We start from the raw sequence: 16,570 nt of genomic DNA, 5'->3' as shown, positions 1-16,570 counted from the left end.
CCCTCCATGCCCCCACTACAGGGTTCTGTATTTTTTATTCACAACGCGCAGCGGCATCAGCTGCCGATGACGTTAGTATCTCTGCCTCCATGGTCGCGAATCAGCAGGCCGGTATTATCATTCATCCAATAGGTACCGGTTGCGCCCGCCGGCCAGTATTCCAGGTGGTTGCGTCTGAACTGGATGCGGGTGCCGCTGCCGCATTTACGAAGACGGACAGCAACCAGTTCGGCAGGTGACTCCACTTTGTCTGTCACCCAATTTTCCTCAATGGTAATATCGGTCTCGCTGCCTGTGCCTTGTATATCAAAGGCGTAAGCCGGATCTCCGTTTGCCGGACGTACGAAGCTTGCATACCGGTTATAGCGGAATGTGAGCCTGTTATGCTTGCCCTTAATGAAGATTCCTCGTTCCTGGCCTCTCCATGTATTCCCGGTAATCCGCACATCCTGGCTTCCGTAACCGTCGGGGTCATAAAGCCTCATCCCATTGCGGTGTCCGCTGAAGCTGTTATGCTGCAGTAGACCAGTAAGCGCGTAATTGAACATCGACACTCCATCATTCGTTCCGGTACCTTCGCAGGTGTTATCCTCCACCAGAAAATCTTCAACTGGATGAAGAATTACCCCTTTGCTGCCAAAGCCTTGGATGGAGATGTCTGAGCTGCCGCTGCCCGATATCCGGTTAGCCGTCACAATAGACCCGCTGGATCCGCAGAGCCTTATGCCATGCTGCAAGCTGTCCCAGACCGTACACCCATGCACAAGCGCATCTGCCGCCCGTATCACCTCAATCCCGGAACCCCCATTCGTCTTCTCAATCTCACAATTCAGAATCCTGCAGTTGCGGGAAACCTCATACTTGCCGAACCCGACCCGAATCCCAGAATCATCGCTATTGTACACCTTAACATGCTCTACTACACAGTTGTGGCTGGCGTAGAAGTGAATCCCTGTATTCTCACCTTTACCCCTGTTCACAATGTCTCTGATCTGCAGATGTGAGATCGTAACATCCTTGGTGCCCTGCACCTTCACAGCGTCAACGCTCTCACGGGTGAGCCGGATAACCGTTGCGTATTTGCCTGCACCTGTAATCTTCATGGGCCTAGTGACCATCAGCGTGCCCGAAACCACATATTCTCCAGGCGGAAAATAAACAACCGCATCTGGATCTTGTCCGGCCTTTTCTAACGCTTTGGCAATCGCCTTAAAGTCGTCGGTGCTGCCGTCACCTCTGGCCCCGAATGTCTTGACATTCAGCCAGTCGGGTGAAGGACTTTCCGGGTTGGCATGCTCCGAAGATTTAGCCGGTTTCCAGGTATCCTTCCTGTCTACAGCTTCCGCCGAGGCCGTTTGGATCAGCTCTGCCCACAGGCTGTGACCGCCCAGCGCAAGCGGCACAACACTAAGCCCGGCTGCTGCAGCCTTCTTCAGAAACTGTCTCCGCGACAGCAGTGCATCCTGCTTATCCTGCGGGAGTCCGCTCATATAAGGGAACAACACCTTTGCGCTGCAGCAGGGACCGGTAAAGCTCGTCTGTCTGTTCGAGCGTACGCTCTAATGTAAACCGTGTGGTCACAATATTCTTCGCATACCGGCCCATCTTCTCCCTGGCCGGCTTGTCCATCGCAATCAGTGCGGCAAGCGCTTTGGACATTTCATCCGTAACGCCAGGCTCTACGATAAAACCGCTGCCCGGCTCCTCTACTACCTCGGCCACTCCACCGGTTCTGGTAGCCACAACCGGCAGCTCGGACGCCATTGCCTCGATGACAACGTTTGGGAAGCCTTCCCAGAGCGATCCCAGGACGAAGGCATCCGCACCCCGAAGCAGCCTTGGCACATCAGTACGCAGCCCCGGACAACGCACATGGCCTTCCAGACCTTTGTCCTTGATCTTGGCCATAATCTCGCCGCGAAGCGGGCCATCGCCGATGATCAGCAGCGTTGTATCCGGATGCTGCTTCTGCACCTCGGCGAAGCTGTCGATGAGCTGAAGGTGATTCTTCTGCTCTGCCATCCTTCCTACTGTCATGTAGACGAAGTGGTGCTCCGGCACGCCCAGCTCCCGGCGGATTGCTGCCGGATCTTCGTTCACATGCTTCTCGAATCGGCTCATAACCACCCCGTTATAAATAACGGTCAGCTGATCAGCACCAACCGCTCCCTGCCGCACCTGACGTTCGCCAGCTGAGCGGCAGACGGCCGTCACACAATCGGCAAACCGCTTGGTCATGCCGAGCATCCGCTCTCTCATCCGGCCGCCGATATTCTCATTGCGAATAGAAGAGATGATAACCGGAACACCGGCGAGCTTGCCCATAATCCGGGCTACAATATCTGCATGGAACATATAAGCATGCACAATCTGCGGCTTCTCCTTCATGAGCAGCGCCAGTATGCGGAATAGACGCAGCCAGTGAAGCGGATTTTTCTTCTTGAAGCCCAGCTCATATACCTTAATTCCTTGATCACGGAGCGGGCCCGTCAGCTTCCCGTCCGACTCCAGCGATACGACAACGGACTCATACCGTTCGCGGTTTAAGTGAGTCACCGTTTGGAACAGCATCATTTCGGCGCCGCCGGTCTGCAGCCCTGTGATCAAGCTCAGCACTTTCACCTTGTCGTTCATGGGTCCAATCGTACTCCTTCACTTGCTTCTTATTTGTAAGCCATGCACTTCCCAGCAGCATAACCGTTCCGGCCGCCAGCGAGAAGGAAGCTGCAAAGAACATCTCCGGATCCGAGTACATAACACGGAAGGCGAAGAAGTTCATCCAGGCTACCCGGAAAATAATGCATGCCATCCGCGATGTATCCTTGAACAGACGGTCCATGAAAGCGAGCATAATGCCGAACACAAGTGCCGCAATGGCGACACCTGCAAGGCCCATGCTCAGATAACCGAATGATAAGAGGTCGACCGGTACCGTTCCGCTTGCGCCAAACTGCTCCGTATTGACCTGCGACACAGTCGCCGGAAGCTCAATGATATCGCCGACCAGCCGATCCGGAAGAATATACATCCAGCCTACCGCCACGTCCTGGAACCAGCGAAACGGCTCCGCCGCAGGATAGCTGGTCATGACGTTGACGAGTGTAGCGAACGGAAAACCGAATTCCGCCAGAATCATCGCGAACACGCCGCCGGTATCCTCCGATACCGTTCCCATCCGCTGCGTCAGCCCATCCGGATACATGAAGTAGTTGAATACCTGCTTGCCAAACAGTGTGATGAATACAAAGAACAAGCCGCCGAACACAACCGTCCGCAGCTTGATCTTCCCGGTAAACAGCATATTGGCAATCGGGAAGGTAATGAGGTAAGACAGCAGTCCCATCCGTCCCGCCTTATGAAACAGCAGTGCCATCGACAGGGCGAACATGACCGCAAACAATACAGCTGCCAGCCGCTTGATGTCCGGCCTGCTGCTCTGCTTCATTAATGCATAGAAGAAGTACGAAGCGACCAGCATGAACGGACTGACATTTTTCAGAAACATCCATTTCGATTCAAAAATATTACCGCCGCCGCGCAGGACAATCGCCAGCTCAAACAGCTTCGACGGTCCGCCGATTGTCATCGTATAGATGCCAAAGCTTGCTGTGCCAATAGCTCCGATGATCAAACCGCATATCAGCAGCTGCTTATCGGAAATGGCAAAGCTCAGTGCCGGACGTCCGAACGGTATGTGATCGCGGTTCTTAATCGGCAGCTTCTGCGCCCATCCGTATCCCAGCAGGACGCCTACATAAGCAAACAGTGCAATTAATGCAGCATAGAAGTACACCGCAGAATCTCGGGGCTCCTTCGTCAGCCATGTCCATTTGCTCATCGTTTCCACATCGTAGGTCATCAGAAAGATCGGACTGACGGCAAAGCTCATAAAGTAAATGGCATTCACAAGCGTCAAAAAGTCAACCGGTCCACGCTGCTTCTTACGCTTGAGCTCGACCAGTATGATCAACCCGCCAAGCAGCAGCGCTACCGGTATTGCGTATAATCCCATGTGTACATTCACCTCACACGCTGGTTAACAGCTGTCGGTATTCACCTGCTATCTTCTCAATATGAAACTGCTTGGCCCGTTCCCGCTGACGGTCTCCGATACCCTCTGTCTGTTCCCGAAGAGCGTTCACGATCGCTTCAGCAAGCGCATCCTCAGCTCCCACAGGAATCATCGTGCCGTATCGTCCGTCATCCAGCACATCCGGCACACCAATGCAGTCAGTAGCTACAGCCGGAAGTCCGACGGCGAGCGCTTCGAGCAGCACATTCGGCATGCCTTCGAAGCTGGAGCTCATCACGAACAGGTCTGCGCGGGCCATGTAAGCATACGGGTTACCCGTGAAGCCTGCCAGCTCCACCTTGTCTTCAAGGCCCAGCTCCTTGATCAGTGCAGTCAGATGCTCCCGCTTAGGTCCTTCACCCAAGATAATCAGCCTGGCGGGTGTCTGTCTAACTGCCTTGGCGAACGAGCGGAGGAGCATATCATAGTTCTTCTGCTCCACCAGTCTGCCCACACTGATGCATACCGGCAGCTCACGTCCGGCTCCCTTCTCGCGAAGCCACGGGTGATCAAGCGGCTCGTCCGCCTGCCTTTTAATCTCCTCGGTGACGACCGGATTATGGATAATCGATATCTTATCCTTGGGCATCCGTGAGAAGGAAAGCAGATCATCCGCCATTCCTCTTGAAAGGGCAATCACGCGGTCTGCCTTCGGATAGAACATCCGGTACAAGGTGCGGTACAGCTTGACGCCGCCCTTGCCCTTGCGCATCGCAAAGCTTGGCGCGTTGGCTTCACGCAGCACAATCTTCGGCTTGTTCTTAAGGAAAGGCCTTAGCGCGAGCAGCGCAACGTTCAGATGTCCAAGCGTGGATACAACCACATCCGGCTGCATCCGGTTCAGCTCCTTAATCAGCTTGCCGATGCTGTGTCTTACCCGGCGAGTGCCGAGGTCCACAATCTCCGCATCATCCGGCAGGTGGCTGACATAAGGCCCTTCAAGCTTCAGTGCAATGAGTCCCAGCTTGATATTGTCACGGTTCATATGCCGCAGCAGATGGACGACGACACGTTCGGCGCCGCCGCCGCGCAGTGACGGCGTGATGAATACGATTTTCTTCATAAGTTGATGGTCTCCTTGCTCCTATTATCCGATACCAACCGGCTCCCGGCTGTCCTTGTCCGCGTCCGCCAGCTTCGACGGATCCACCTTCGAAATCGTATACCGGTATTTGCCTGACGCCGTCGCAGGGATATGGTCCGCGAACGTGAATGTAATTCGGCAGGTATCTCCCATCGCCCGCTTAATGCTGCTCTTGATGACATCCAGGCTGTCCTTGCGGCTGGTCAGCGCAGTTGCGCCTTCCTCACAAACAATCTTGACCTCAATCTCATCAACCTGCTCCTGAACGACCTGATACTGCTTGATCCACTGCTCAGGATAGAAGATTTGTGTAAAGTAAGTGCCATGCACCTTACCACCGCCGGGTGTATAGAACGTATCGCTCTCACGGCCCGTAACCTCACGCAGCATACGCTGCGGACGGCCGCATGAACAGCGGTGCTCCGCCATGGCTCCCATGTCGCCAATCCGGTAACGAATTAGCGGCATCGCATAATTCATCAGCTGCGTAACAGCAATATGACCGATCTCACCCGGTTCAGCCAGCGAACCGTCATCACGGACAATCTCGACATAATGCGTATATTCGCTGATATGCAGACCTTCATGCTTATCACATTCACAGGCAATATCACCAACCTCACGGGAACCGTACCGGTTAAACACGCGGGTATTAAACGTGCTCTCAATCATCTCCCGCATCTCCGGCGTCAGCACGCCTGCAGTCGTCATAATGCCGCGGGGCGAGTGAACTCTGATCCCCTTCTGGCGGATATACCGGGCGAGTTCGTATATGCTCTCTACGTAGGACAGAATATGAACCGGCTTGAAACGGTTAATCGTATTGACATATTCGCCTATCCGGTCGGCTGTCATATTGTAAGCATTCAACCAGATTTCATTGCGCAGCCAGCGGCCCGCCTGTGTGCGCCAGGTTTCCTTGCCGACCAGCAGGTCCCGGACAGAACCCCAGAGACGGATCTGCTTGTCCCCGATCCCCCTGCCGCTCCACTCGTCAAACAGTACCTTGTTCGCCTGCGCCCAATCCTTATATACATTATCCTGCAGGAATTTGGCCTGGAAGCCGGTCGAACCGCCTGACGTATTCTCGTACCAGCTGCGGCTGGCCAGGTCATCAGACTTCAAACCTTCAAACTCATCCCGCATAATCTCCTTCGTCAGGAAAGGAAGGCGTTCAAACCGGTCAAGCCGGATCTTGCCGCCTGCCATCACGCCGTGCTCGGCAAACAGCTTGCGGTAATAGTCCGTATGCGCATAAGCATGCTCCAGCAGCTTCGTCAGCTGTGCTTCCTGCGTCGACTTCATTGCCGCAGCGTCAAGCTGTTCTACCTTCTTAAGCTGTTGGAACTTGTCCATCACTTGCTGATGACTGCTCAGCTTCATCTTCACCATCTGTTTTTTGAGCCCTATCATTTCCCATCGACCTCTTTCAGCTGTTGCTTGATTTGTTTATCATGGCGGAAGGCGAACCAGCCCATGCCCGCAATGAGTACCGTTTGGAACAAAACGCCTGTCAGACTGTAATATACAATGCTTGTCAGCGCCGTGCCGTAAACAAAACCGAGCCATAGCGCCAGGAAGCGCGCAGCAAACAGGAAGACTTCAAATACCAGGACCAGCTGCTGCAGATTAAGCACCTGTGCGGTCACGGATGCCGGCGGATTCAGATAAACCAGATACAGCCACAGGATCATCCACCTGGCAAATTCTCCGGCCTCGCGCCACTGCTCACCCAATATGACCGCGAACAGCTCAGGCCCCCATACCACCAGTATACATACTGGCAGGATGCCTACAGCACCCAGCGACAGAATGGTCTTCATATAGAGCGGGAACTGCTTGCCCTTGCGGTTGAACACATCCGATGCACGCTTCAGGTATACCTGGCGAATCGACTGGCTGATCACATTAATTGGCATTTGCAGCAGCCGCAGCGATAAGCCGTACAGACCGACCGCGGCTGACCCATAGTAAGCCGCGAGCAAGAAAGGCGCCATCTGCTGAGACATCGCATTGATGAACGCCTGCGGCATATTAAAGAGCGGAAACTGCTTGTACGTCTTAATCGACGCCAGCATCTTCTTCATACTGAGCTTCCCGGCAATGGCCTTCCCGTCTTCACGCCAGGTCTGCATGAACAGGGTTAGCGTCGCTACCCATTGTCCCAGCAGCTGGCCCAGGATCAATCCGGCCCCGCCCAATCCGGCAAAACCGGTCGACAGCTGAGTGCCCGAGACGCCAACCGAGCGAACAACCTGCGAAACTGATTGTCTGCGGAATGTTTTCCTCCGGGTGCTCCAATAGTTGCAGCTTTGGTAAAGTCCGATAGCAAGTATGCTTGCCGGTATCCACAGCAGCCACATCACGTCCATTTGTGCAGTTATGGGCACATCCATCCACATTGCTCCGCCCAGCACAAGTGCGGACAACAGTGACGTTATAAAGGCGAGCATAACGGATAATCCCATTACGTTCACCGCATCCTCGTCCTTCTCGGGCAGCACAACCGCAATTTCGTATTTACCGCCCGCCACAATGGAGAGCACGCTGATAATCGAGCTGTAGAAGGTAAACACACCGAAATGCTCCGGCGTAAACAGGCGGCTGAGCACTGGTGCTGACAGGATCGTAATAACCTGTGCCAGTGCCGTCCCGGACATCAGCACGGCCAGCTGCTTGCCAAAGGAGCCCATCTTCTGGCGGCCAGCTGCATTTCCCGCGAGCGGAGTTCTCATTACACACTTCTCCCATTCAATAGAAAGTCAAGGTACAAGGTTAAGCTTTAACCCCATACCTTAAGTTTCTATCGAGCTTCATGTATACAGTTTGTATCATTGACCCGATAAAAAAAGGCGCATGGCAAAGCGAGCGTATCCGCTGGCTTCGCCATGCTTCCGGGGCATCTAACCCCTCCTCATCACCGCACCCTTGACGATTAACGTCTAAGGCGAATATCGCCCACAGCACGGCCGAGTGCCTACAATGATAAAGGTCTGGTAGGCATTACCTTAGCGCCCGCCCGCAGCGTTGACTGCAGAGATTAAGCGCTGATGTTCCCTTATATCCTGTAAATGTGACCGGCTGCTACTTCGCAGCCCGTTCGTATTGGTACACTGATTTATTAGCCTGATGCTTCTGTCCGTTCAGAACGACGCCGAGTACCCGCGCTTTGACTGCTTCCAGCTGTTCCTTCGCCTTCTTCACCAGCTCGCGCTTGGACTTGGAGGTGTGAACAACAAGCACGACACCATCGCAGTAGGATGCGATCAGCTTGGAGTCGGTTACGGCCAGTACAGGCGGCCCGTCAATCAGCACGACATCCGCTTTTCCCTTAAGCTGTTCCACAAGCTCTCTCATCTGGCGGCTTGCAAGCAGCTCTGCCGGGTTATGAGGGATCGGGCCAGACGGGATAAGGAACAATCCTCCAATCGCAGTCGATCTCATAACCTCGGTTGCCTCCAGCTTGTCACGCAGACAGTTGGAAAGGCCGACATGGTTGCTCTCTGCAAACACATGATGCAGATTCGGCCGGCGCATATCGCCGTCTATAAGAACGACACGCTTGCCTTCTTGTGCATAAGCTATTGCCAGGTTAACTAAGGTTGTTGTCTTGCCTTCACCGCTTGCAGCAGATGCTGCTGTAATGACCCGCAGGGGCTCGTCCTGGTTAACGAATTGAAGATGAGTACGGAGCGCCCTGAACGACTCGGAGACCGGTGAGAATGGGTTAATCTCGGTAACCATCGCCTGTTTAAGATTTTGCCGCAGCATAGTTTGCCTCCCCTGCTTTCTGCGTCTTGTTGGTTGGGTAACGGTTCGTTCCTTTCAGGTCCGAAGCCTTGATATGATTAATTACTGCCAGTGTCGGCAGGTCCAGATATTCGCGCACAACTTCCTCGGATTGGATCGAATCATCGAAGTATTCCACAATCAGCACAATGGCTACACCTGCAATCAGAGCCAGCACAACCGCAATCACGATATTAAGCTCGGGATTCGGGCTTACCGGACTCGGCGCGGCTTCCGGATTCGCCCGGTTAAGCACGGTCAGGTTATCAATCATAACCTCAGGCGTCTTCGCTACAAATTCACTCGTTACCGCATTGACCATATTAGCCGCTCTGCGGTAATCCGTGTCCGAAATCTTGAAGGTCATAACCTGTGTACCAGCCGGCGAACTTACTTCCAGCTTGCTTGCCAGCTCGGATGCAGTGGTCTGGAGTTCCGGATGCTTCTGAACGACATCATCCAGCAGCCATGGTGTCTTGACTACCTCCTTATAAGTTCCAATCATCTGCACCTGAGCGTTGAGGTCCTGAAAGGTTACATCCTCGACCCCTTCTACAATCCTGGTTTTGTTGACAATCACCTTAGAGGACGCTTCATATACCGGCTCTATATATTGGTAGGAATAGAACCCCACCGCACTTCCCGCCAACACAATCAGCAGTCCGATTATCCATGCCCGCTTGCGAATGATACGCATTAAATCCTTCATGTCCAAATTCATCTTCAAGCTCCTCTCATCATCCAGATTCTTATTTAACTGCCGCCCCATATCCGGCCCAGCAGCGTTCGCTTGCGATAAGGCTTTACCGGGTCGGCTACGACCAGATCACGGCCTGCAAGCACATGCTCAGCATTCGCTTCGCACAGGTCTGCGAATTCCCTTCCATGCTCCAGCCTTACACGTACCAGGGACTCACGAAGCTGAAAGCCTCTTGTCCGGGTATTATGCGCGTCGGAAGCAATCAGCTGAATCCAGCGATGGCGGCACATTTCATGAACCGCCGCCTGCACCTTCCGCCCGCCCAGCCCGAGTATAGAATGCGCGGTAGCCTGGAAACGAACGCCTCTCTCAATCCAGCCATACATCTGTTCAGGCCTTCTCATGAACTGCCGGTTGCGTTCCGGATGTGCAATCACGACCGTTATCCCATAGCGCTGCATATAATCAACGAAAGGCCCGAAATATGCCGGAACCTCATGAGCAGGCAGCTCCACCAGCAGGTAAGGCGTTGATCCTCCCAAGCTCTGCAGCCGGCCAGTGAGATGCTCTTCCCGGTAATCCTCGCCAAGCAAGTACTCCTGCCCAGCCAACACCAGTACCGGCACACCAGCCTGTTTCAATCTCTCGTTCATACGGTTAACAGAAGCTTGAATATCTGCCGCCGGGTTGCGATAGTGCTGGCTTCCGTGATGCGGGGTCGCTACGATTGTCTGTATGCCTCCGTAGAAGGCAATTCTCGCAATCCGTATCGACTCTTCCCAGTCCTGCGGGCCGTCATCCAATCCAGGCAAAATGTGACAATGTGTATCAATCATGGCACATGTACTCCTTAGAGCCTTCATTTATGTCCATCAGCTGACCAGGTTCACGGATGCCGACAGCTCCAGTTCGTATTCAACACTGCTCATCCTATTGTAGAGCTCATGGATCTGATCGCGGTCTGGAAGCAGCGGGTGGCTGTAACCGGCAAGCTTGCACCATAACGCTTCCCGTTCCTGCACGCTTTGTATGAAGCGGATGCCGTAATGATACAGGTTGTCTTCATCCCTTTGCCATATACATTCGCCGGTAAGGAATAATTTGTGTCCGTTGATGGAAATTTGGAAGCCCAGTTTATAATCCTGACGAACTGGAATCCTCAGCGATGTCAGCATGCTCAGACCTTGTTCATCGAGAGTTGTAATTAATATCGGCCTTTCACCTGATTGAACCCGGCTGCCTGCTACCTCGACCACCGACATAACGGCTTGTGTGATATCGGATAGCTTGATACGCAGCTGGCTCTGTGCTCTCAACTTCTCTAAAGTTAACAAGCCAGTCATTAGGTTGTACCGTCCTCTGCTACGTTTTTTGTATGCATATTTAGGATACATTTTGTATCAATTTGCACTCTTAATTTACGATACGATCTGTAACATGTCAAGCGTTTTTTTATTAAGATTCCTTATATACGACACAATCCAACGTGTTATTCTGTAAACCCTCAGCCGTGTTCTCCAAATTCTTCCCCTTACCCTTGAATGAAGCAGCTCAGTTGTCAGAAAAGCAAAGAAAAAAGGAACCATTACGAACCCGCATCTTGATGCGGCCAGTCCGTTCCGGCTCCTTATTAACGGTTAAGCTCTCACTCACCCGAGGCTGCCTCCTGTGCACTGCTTATGTAAAATTCGATCCATTTTGCTTTCGAAATGCCTAGCTGCTCTAGCACCTCATATACTTCCAGAGTCTTCTGTTCACCCTCGATTGCCTGCAACCGATTAGCTCCGTTGTTAATCATACCCACACTCCCAGCCTTTACTGTTCTAATTCATTGTGAATGAACCTCTAAACGCTATCAGCATCTGTCGATTACCCCAGCCTGTCCATTTACCCGCTACGCTACATACTTAAACATGAAATTGAATAAATGATTGAGATTTGGTTTCAAATACTTATTATATGCGGAAAATAGTCAGTCCAAGGCCTGCAGACAGAATTCTAACTCAAAAGGAATCCCTTGGAAATCACAACATTGCCATTATAACGGATGCACCCTGCTCTGTCTGTCGTATCATGTAAACCTTCATTCTATTTTTTTGTCGAAATCCATAAAAAAACTCTAATGTTTCATCGGTTCTGAAGTGGGTATAAGTAACAAAAAAATGGTGCTCCCGCAAGAGGGAACACCATCCTAGGCCTATAGTCTCATAGGGTTATTAAATTAATTGCCGCCAGCACGCGCCAGTTCCCGCATATTGGCTTCGAATGCAGCAAGCAGTGCTTCGTCTCCAGTAAGACCAGAGGCATGCATCTTCTCAATCTGCTCCAGCATCCGCTTGAAGTCCTTCGGAATAACCTTCACGAACTTTGGAACTTCCTCTTCCCAATGATCAAGAATATATTGTCCTGGAACACTATCCGTGTACATGACATGATTCGTAATCATCTGCTTCAGTTCCGCCAGCTCCTGCTCAGATTCCATGCGCTCCAGTCCAACCATCTCCAGGTTGCAGCGGTTCACGAAGTCACCAGCCTGGTCGTAGACATAGGCGATACCGCCAGACATACCGGCTGCAAAGTTCCGTCCTGTTGTCCCCAGAACGACTACTCGCCCGCCCGTCATATATTCACAGCCGTGGTCGCCCACGCCCTCTACAACCACCTTCACGCCGCTGTTACGGACCGCAAAGCGTTCGCCTGCGATACCACGGATGTAAGCTTCTCCGCCGGTCGCTCCGTAGAAAGCGGTGTTGCCGATGATAACATTCTCCTCAGCCTTAAATGTAGCCTTCGGAGATGGAGCAATGACGATCTTACCGCCGGACAATCCTTTACCAACGTAGTCATTCGAATCGCCCTCGAGCGACAATGTGATCCCTTTCGGTACGAAGGCACCAAAGCTCTGACCTGCCGAGCCCACGAAGTGGAAGTTAATGGTATCTTCAGGCAGTCCCTGCAGCCCGTACTTACGGGTTACTTCACTGCCAAGAATGGTGCCCACTACGCGATTCGTGTTGCAAATCGGGAAGGTGGCACGCACTGCTTCTCCGGATTCAATTGCCGCTTGGGCTCTTGGGAGAAGTTCGCGTACGTCAAGCGACTCATCCAGACCGTGATTCTGCTCCTGCACGCAGAAGCGTGAGGCTTCAACCGGCACTTCCGGCTGATGAAGCAGAGGCGAGAGGTCAAGGCCCTTCGCTTTGTAATGACCGATTGCTTCTTTCGTCTCCAGCATATCAGAACGGCCTACCATCTCGTTAAGGGTACGGAAGCCAAGCTCTGCCATAATTTCACGCAGCTCCTCCGCCACGAAACGCATGTAGTTGACCACGTACGCCGGATCACCCATGAACTTCTTGCGCAGCTCCGGATTCTGTGTAGCTACGCCTACCGGACAAGTGTCCAGCTGACATACCCGCATCATGACACATCCAAGTACAACAAGTGGTGCTGTGGAGAAGCCGAACTCTTCTGCTCCGAGCAGCGCCGCGATCGCAAGGTCGCGTCCGTTCATCATCTTGCCGTCGCACTCTACTACAACCCGGTCGCGCAGATTATTCAGCATCAGCGTCTGATGCGTTTCGGCGAGCCCCAGTTCCCAAGGCAGACCCGCATGGCGCATGGATGCCATTGGAGAAGCCCCGGTTCCGCCGTCATAACCACTAATCAAAATCACGTCAGCACGGCCCTTGGCCACGCCGGCAGCGATTGTGCCAACGCCAACCTCGGATACAAGCTTAACGTTAATACGGGCACGCGGGTTAGCGTTCTTCAGGTCATGAATAAGCTCTGCCAAGTCTTCAATCGAGTAGATATCGTGATGCGGAGGCGGTGAGATCAGACCAACACCAGGCGTAGAGCCCCGCACCTCGGCAACCCAAGGATATACTTTACGGCCTGGCAGCTGTCCGCCTTCGCCAGGCTTGGCGCCTTGCGCCATCTTAATCTGAATTTCATCCGCATTCACAAGGTAATTGCTCGTGACGCCGAAGCGTCCGGAAGCAACCTGCTTGATCGCACTGCGGCGGGAATCGCCGTTAGCGTCCGGCGTGAAACGATCCGGATCTTCCCCGCCTTCACCAGTATTGGATTTACCGCCGATGCGGTTCATCGCAATCGCCAGTGCCTCGTGAGCTTCCTTGCTGATCGAGCCATAGGACATGGCACCAGTCTTGAAGCGTTTCACGATGCTGTCAACCGATTCAACCTCGTCCAGCGGTACTGGATTGCCCTTCTTGAAGCCAAGCAGGGAACGAAGCGTTGCGTATTTGCGATCCTCACCCTGAACCAGGTGGGAATATTTCTTATACAATGCGTAGTCATTCGCACGGGTGGACATTTGCAGCGTATGAATGGTCTGCGGGTTGAACAGATGCTCCTCCCCGTCCTTGCGCCACTGGTATTCCCCGCCAGAGTCTAGCTCCAGGTCTACGCCTTCCTTGTCGTCATAACCGCGTTTGTGGGCTTTGAGCGCTTCATCAGCGATTACGTCCAGACCGATACCGCCAATACGGGACGGTGTCCAGGTGAAGAATTCGTCAATGACCTCTTCTTTCAGACCAACGGCCTCAAAGATTTGCGCACCTCGGTACGACTGGATCGTGGAGATCCCCATCTTGGACAGAATCTTCACAACGCCTTTGGTAGCTGCCTTAATGTAGTTCTTGACGGCCTTCTCATGTGAAATGCCGCGCAGCATGCCCTGACGGATCATGTCGTCAAGCGTCTCAAACGCAAGATACGGATTCACGGCACTTACCCCATAACCAAGCAGGAGAGCAAAGTGATGCACTTCTCTTGGCTCGCCGGATTCCAGCATCAGGCTGACCTTCGTACGCATGCCCGTGCGGATCAGATGGTGATGCAGTGCCGAGACAGCCAGCAAGGCCGGTATAGCGGCGTTCTCCTTATCGATCCCGCGGTCGGACAGGATAATGATATTGTGTCCGTGTGCGATGACACGGTCTGCCGCTTCACACATCGTCTTGAGCGCTGCACGCAGTCCCGCTTCTCCCTCGTCTGCCGGGAAGAAGATTGGAATGGTGATCGCCTTGAAGCCTGGGCGGCGGATATGGCGCAGCTTCGCGAATTCTTCGTTGGAGAGAATAGGCGTTGCCAGCTTGATATGCCGGCAGCTCTCAGGTTCTGGATTGAGAAGGTTGCGCTCAGGTCCAATTGTCGTGCCTGTTGCGGTAATAATCTCCTCGCGAATAGCATCGATCGGCGGATTCGTTACCTGGGCAAACAGCTGCTTAAAGTAATTGTACAGACGCTGGGGACGTTCAGACAAAACAGCCAGCGGAGCATCATAGCCCATCGAGCCGATTGGCTCAACACCGCTGCCAGCCATCGGCTCCAGCACCTTGCGCAGATCCTCGAAGGTATATCCGAAGGCTTGCTGGCGGCGCTGTACCGTCTTATGATCCGGCTCAGGCAGCTCAACAGCTTCCGGCAGCTCCTCCAGACCAACCAGATGCTCGTTCAGCCACTCTCTATAAGGCTGTTCGGCTGCTATGCGCGCCTTCACTTCCTCATCGGCAATGATGCGCCCTTCCTTCGTATCGACAAGAAGCATGCGGCCTGGACGCAGACGGTCCTTATACAAGATGTTCTCCGGAGCAATCTCAACAGTGCCCGCTTCGGAGCCCAGAATGATCACATCATCTTTCGTTACATAGTAACGCGCCGGACGCAGACCGTTACGGTCAAGCACCGCACCGATCTGCGTACCGTCCGTGAACGCCATCGCGGCGGGGCCATCCCACGGCTCCATCAGCGTGCTGTGATACTCATAGAACGCCTTGCGCTCTTCACTCATGCTCTCATGGTTGGACCAAGGCTCAGGCACCATCATCATCGCTACATGCGGCAGCGAACGGCCGGCCAGGTACAGGAATTCCAGCGTGTTATCGAACATCGCCGTATCCGAACCGTCGGGATTAACAACCGGCTTGATCTTGTTCATATCCTCGCCAAACAGCTCGGATGCAAACAGGGTCTGACGCGCGTGCATCCAGTTCACGTTGCCGCGAAGCGTGTTGATCTCGCCGTTGTGAATCAGATAGCGGTACGGATGCGCCCGCTCCCAGCTGGGGAACGTATTCGTACTGAAACGGGAGTGGACAAGCGCGATTGCTGTCTCCATCGCTTCATCATTCAAATCAATATAAAAGGAACGCACCTGCTCAGTCGTGAGCATGCCCTTATAAACAATCTTCTTGCTGGAGAGACTCGGGAAATAGAAGGAGTCTCCGCCTGCCAATCCCGCATAACGGATCGCCAGCTCTGCGCGCTTGCGGATCACATACAGCTTGCGTTCAAATGGCAGCTCGCCCTCTACGCCTTCTCCCCGGCCGATAAAGACCTGGCGGACATAAGGCTTTACCGCTCTGGCGGATTCGCCAAGCTTCTCATCATTCGTCGGAACGGTTCTCCAGCCCAGAAACTGCTGGCCTTCCTCGCGAATAATCTCTTCCAGGCGGCGCTCCTGCTCGGCACGAATCGCTTCATCCTGCGGCAGGAACAGCATGCCAACAGCATAGTCTCCCTCTGCAGGCAGTGTAATATCCTGCTTCTGCAATTCACGCACGAAGAACGTATGCGGAAGCTGGAGCATAATTCCCGCACCGTCTCCCGTATTCGCTTCACTTCCCTGACCGCCGCGGTGTTCCATGTTCTCCAGAACGGTTAACGCCTGACGAATGATCGTGTGCGACTTGTTCCCCTTGATGTTTGCCACAAAGCCCATCCCGCAGGCATCTTTCTCGAACTGCGGATCGTAGAGGCCTTGCTTCGGCGGCAATCCCAAACGATGTTCTTTCATTTCGTGCAACCTTTCTATCAGAAAATTTTGGACAACATCCGGCAGCCGTTCAATGCGGCGGATACACCGACAAAAAAACGTGCTTCAATTCCGGCTTGGTTT

General features: G+C 53.4%; 12 protein-coding genes. All 12 read right to left on the bottom strand.

The window, feature by feature from the left end; translation table 11 throughout:
* Positions 1–56: 56 nt before the first annotated feature.
* The 12 genes from DNH61_RS13385 to gltB all read right to left on the bottom strand — a co-directional run bounded on the left by DNH61_RS13385 (position 57) and on the right by gltB (position 16,468).
* Positions 57–1,490 carry a right-handed parallel beta-helix repeat-containing protein gene (locus DNH61_RS13385; protein WP_111147367.1) on the bottom strand — a complete coding sequence of 478 codons (1,434 nt, stop codon included), beginning with the start codon at positions 1,488–1,490 and terminating at the stop codon, positions 57–59.
* Positions 1,468–2,634, bottom strand: a complete 1,167-nt coding sequence (locus DNH61_RS13380; protein WP_111147149.1) for a glycosyltransferase — start codon at positions 2,632–2,634, stop codon at positions 1,468–1,470. The genes DNH61_RS13385 and DNH61_RS13380 overlap by 23 nt, the downstream gene beginning before the upstream one ends.
* Positions 2,528–4,012 (bottom strand): O-antigen polymerase, encoded by a 1,485-nt coding sequence (locus DNH61_RS13375; protein ID WP_111147148.1) that lies wholly within the window; start codon positions 4,010–4,012, stop codon positions 2,528–2,530. The genes DNH61_RS13380 and DNH61_RS13375 overlap by 107 nt, the downstream gene beginning before the upstream one ends.
* A 13-nt stretch (positions 4,013–4,025) precedes the next feature.
* A complete protein-coding gene (locus DNH61_RS13370) occupies positions 4,026–5,135 on the bottom strand; it encodes a glycosyltransferase (RefSeq protein WP_111147147.1) in 1,110 nt (369 codons plus the stop codon).
* 24 nt (positions 5,136–5,159) lie between these two features.
* Positions 5,160–6,569, bottom strand: a complete 1,410-nt coding sequence (locus DNH61_RS13365) for a phenylacetate--CoA ligase family protein (protein WP_111147146.1) — start codon at positions 6,567–6,569, stop codon at positions 5,160–5,162.
* Complete coding sequence (locus DNH61_RS13360) at positions 6,566–7,891, bottom strand: lipopolysaccharide biosynthesis protein (protein WP_111147145.1); 1,326 nt, start codon at positions 7,889–7,891, stop codon at positions 6,566–6,568. Before DNH61_RS13360 ends, DNH61_RS13365 begins: the two co-directional genes overlap by 4 nt.
* Before the next feature lie 349 nt (positions 7,892–8,240).
* Positions 8,241–8,927 carry a CpsD/CapB family tyrosine-protein kinase gene (locus DNH61_RS13355; protein ID WP_111147144.1) on the bottom strand — a complete coding sequence of 229 codons (687 nt, stop codon included), beginning with the start codon at positions 8,925–8,927 and terminating at the stop codon, positions 8,241–8,243.
* A complete protein-coding gene (locus tag DNH61_RS13350; RefSeq protein WP_181438701.1) occupies positions 8,908–9,666 on the bottom strand; it encodes a YveK family protein in 759 nt (252 codons plus the stop codon). Before DNH61_RS13350 ends, DNH61_RS13355 begins: the two co-directional genes overlap by 20 nt.
* Before the next feature lie 32 nt (positions 9,667–9,698).
* Entirely contained in the window at positions 9,699–10,481 is a 783-nt protein-coding gene (locus DNH61_RS13345; protein WP_111147142.1) for a tyrosine-protein phosphatase, read from the bottom strand.
* Positions 10,482–10,517: 36 nt separating this feature from the next.
* Positions 10,518–10,988 carry a PilZ domain-containing protein gene (locus DNH61_RS13340; protein WP_181438700.1) on the bottom strand — a complete coding sequence of 157 codons (471 nt, stop codon included), beginning with the start codon at positions 10,986–10,988 and terminating at the stop codon, positions 10,518–10,520.
* Between the two features lie 302 nt (positions 10,989–11,290).
* Complete coding sequence (locus DNH61_RS26405) at positions 11,291–11,443, bottom strand: hypothetical protein (RefSeq protein ID WP_181438699.1); 153 nt, start codon at positions 11,441–11,443, stop codon at positions 11,291–11,293.
* 423 nt (positions 11,444–11,866) lie between these two features.
* Entirely contained in the window at positions 11,867–16,468 is a 4,602-nt protein-coding gene (gltB, locus tag DNH61_RS13335; protein WP_111147140.1) for a glutamate synthase large subunit, read from the bottom strand.
* Positions 16,469–16,570: the final 102 nt, after the last annotated feature.

This window comes from Paenibacillus sambharensis (genome assembly GCF_003233845.1).
Classification (GTDB): Bacteria; Bacillota; Bacilli; order Paenibacillales; family Paenibacillaceae; genus Paenibacillus_I; species Paenibacillus_I sambharensis.
Note: the sequence above shows the minus strand (reverse complement) of the source record. Positions and strands in the feature narration are given on the sequence as shown.

What these genes read in the sequence shown, in the direction of transcription:
- DNH61_RS13380 (WP_111147149.1), bottom strand. Translation starts at nt 2,634, where the DNA reads ATGAACGACAAGGTGAAAGTGCTGAGCTTGATCACAGGGCTGCAGACC.
- DNH61_RS13385 (WP_111147367.1), bottom strand. Translation starts at nt 1,490, where the DNA reads ATGAGCGGACTCCCGCAGGATAAGCAGGATGCACTGCTGTCGCGGAGA.
- gltB (WP_111147140.1), bottom strand. Translation starts at nt 16,468, where the DNA reads ATGAAAGAACATCGTTTGGGATTGCCGCCGAAGCAAGGCCTCTACGAT.
- DNH61_RS13375 (WP_111147148.1), bottom strand. Translation starts at nt 4,012, where the DNA reads ATGGGATTATACGCAATACCGGTAGCGCTGCTGCTTGGCGGGTTGATC.
- DNH61_RS13350 (WP_181438701.1), bottom strand. Translation starts at nt 9,666, where the DNA reads ATGAATTTGGACATGAAGGATTTAATGCGTATCATTCGCAAGCGGGCA.
- DNH61_RS13355 (WP_111147144.1), bottom strand. Translation starts at nt 8,927, where the DNA reads ATGCTGCGGCAAAATCTTAAACAGGCGATGGTTACCGAGATTAACCCA.
- DNH61_RS13365 (WP_111147146.1), bottom strand. Translation starts at nt 6,569, where the DNA reads ATGATAGGGCTCAAAAAACAGATGGTGAAGATGAAGCTGAGCAGTCAT.
- DNH61_RS13340 (WP_181438700.1), bottom strand. Translation starts at nt 10,988, where the DNA reads ATGACTGGCTTGTTAACTTTAGAGAAGTTGAGAGCACAGAGCCAGCTG.
- DNH61_RS13360 (WP_111147145.1), bottom strand. Translation starts at nt 7,891, where the DNA reads ATGAGAACTCCGCTCGCGGGAAATGCAGCTGGCCGCCAGAAGATGGGC.
- DNH61_RS13370 (WP_111147147.1), bottom strand. Translation starts at nt 5,135, where the DNA reads ATGAAGAAAATCGTATTCATCACGCCGTCACTGCGCGGCGGCGGCGCC.
- DNH61_RS26405 (WP_181438699.1), bottom strand. Translation starts at nt 11,443, where the DNA reads ATGATTAACAACGGAGCTAATCGGTTGCAGGCAATCGAGGGTGAACAG.
- DNH61_RS13345 (WP_111147142.1), bottom strand. Translation starts at nt 10,481, where the DNA reads ATGATTGATACACATTGTCACATTTTGCCTGGATTGGATGACGGCCCG.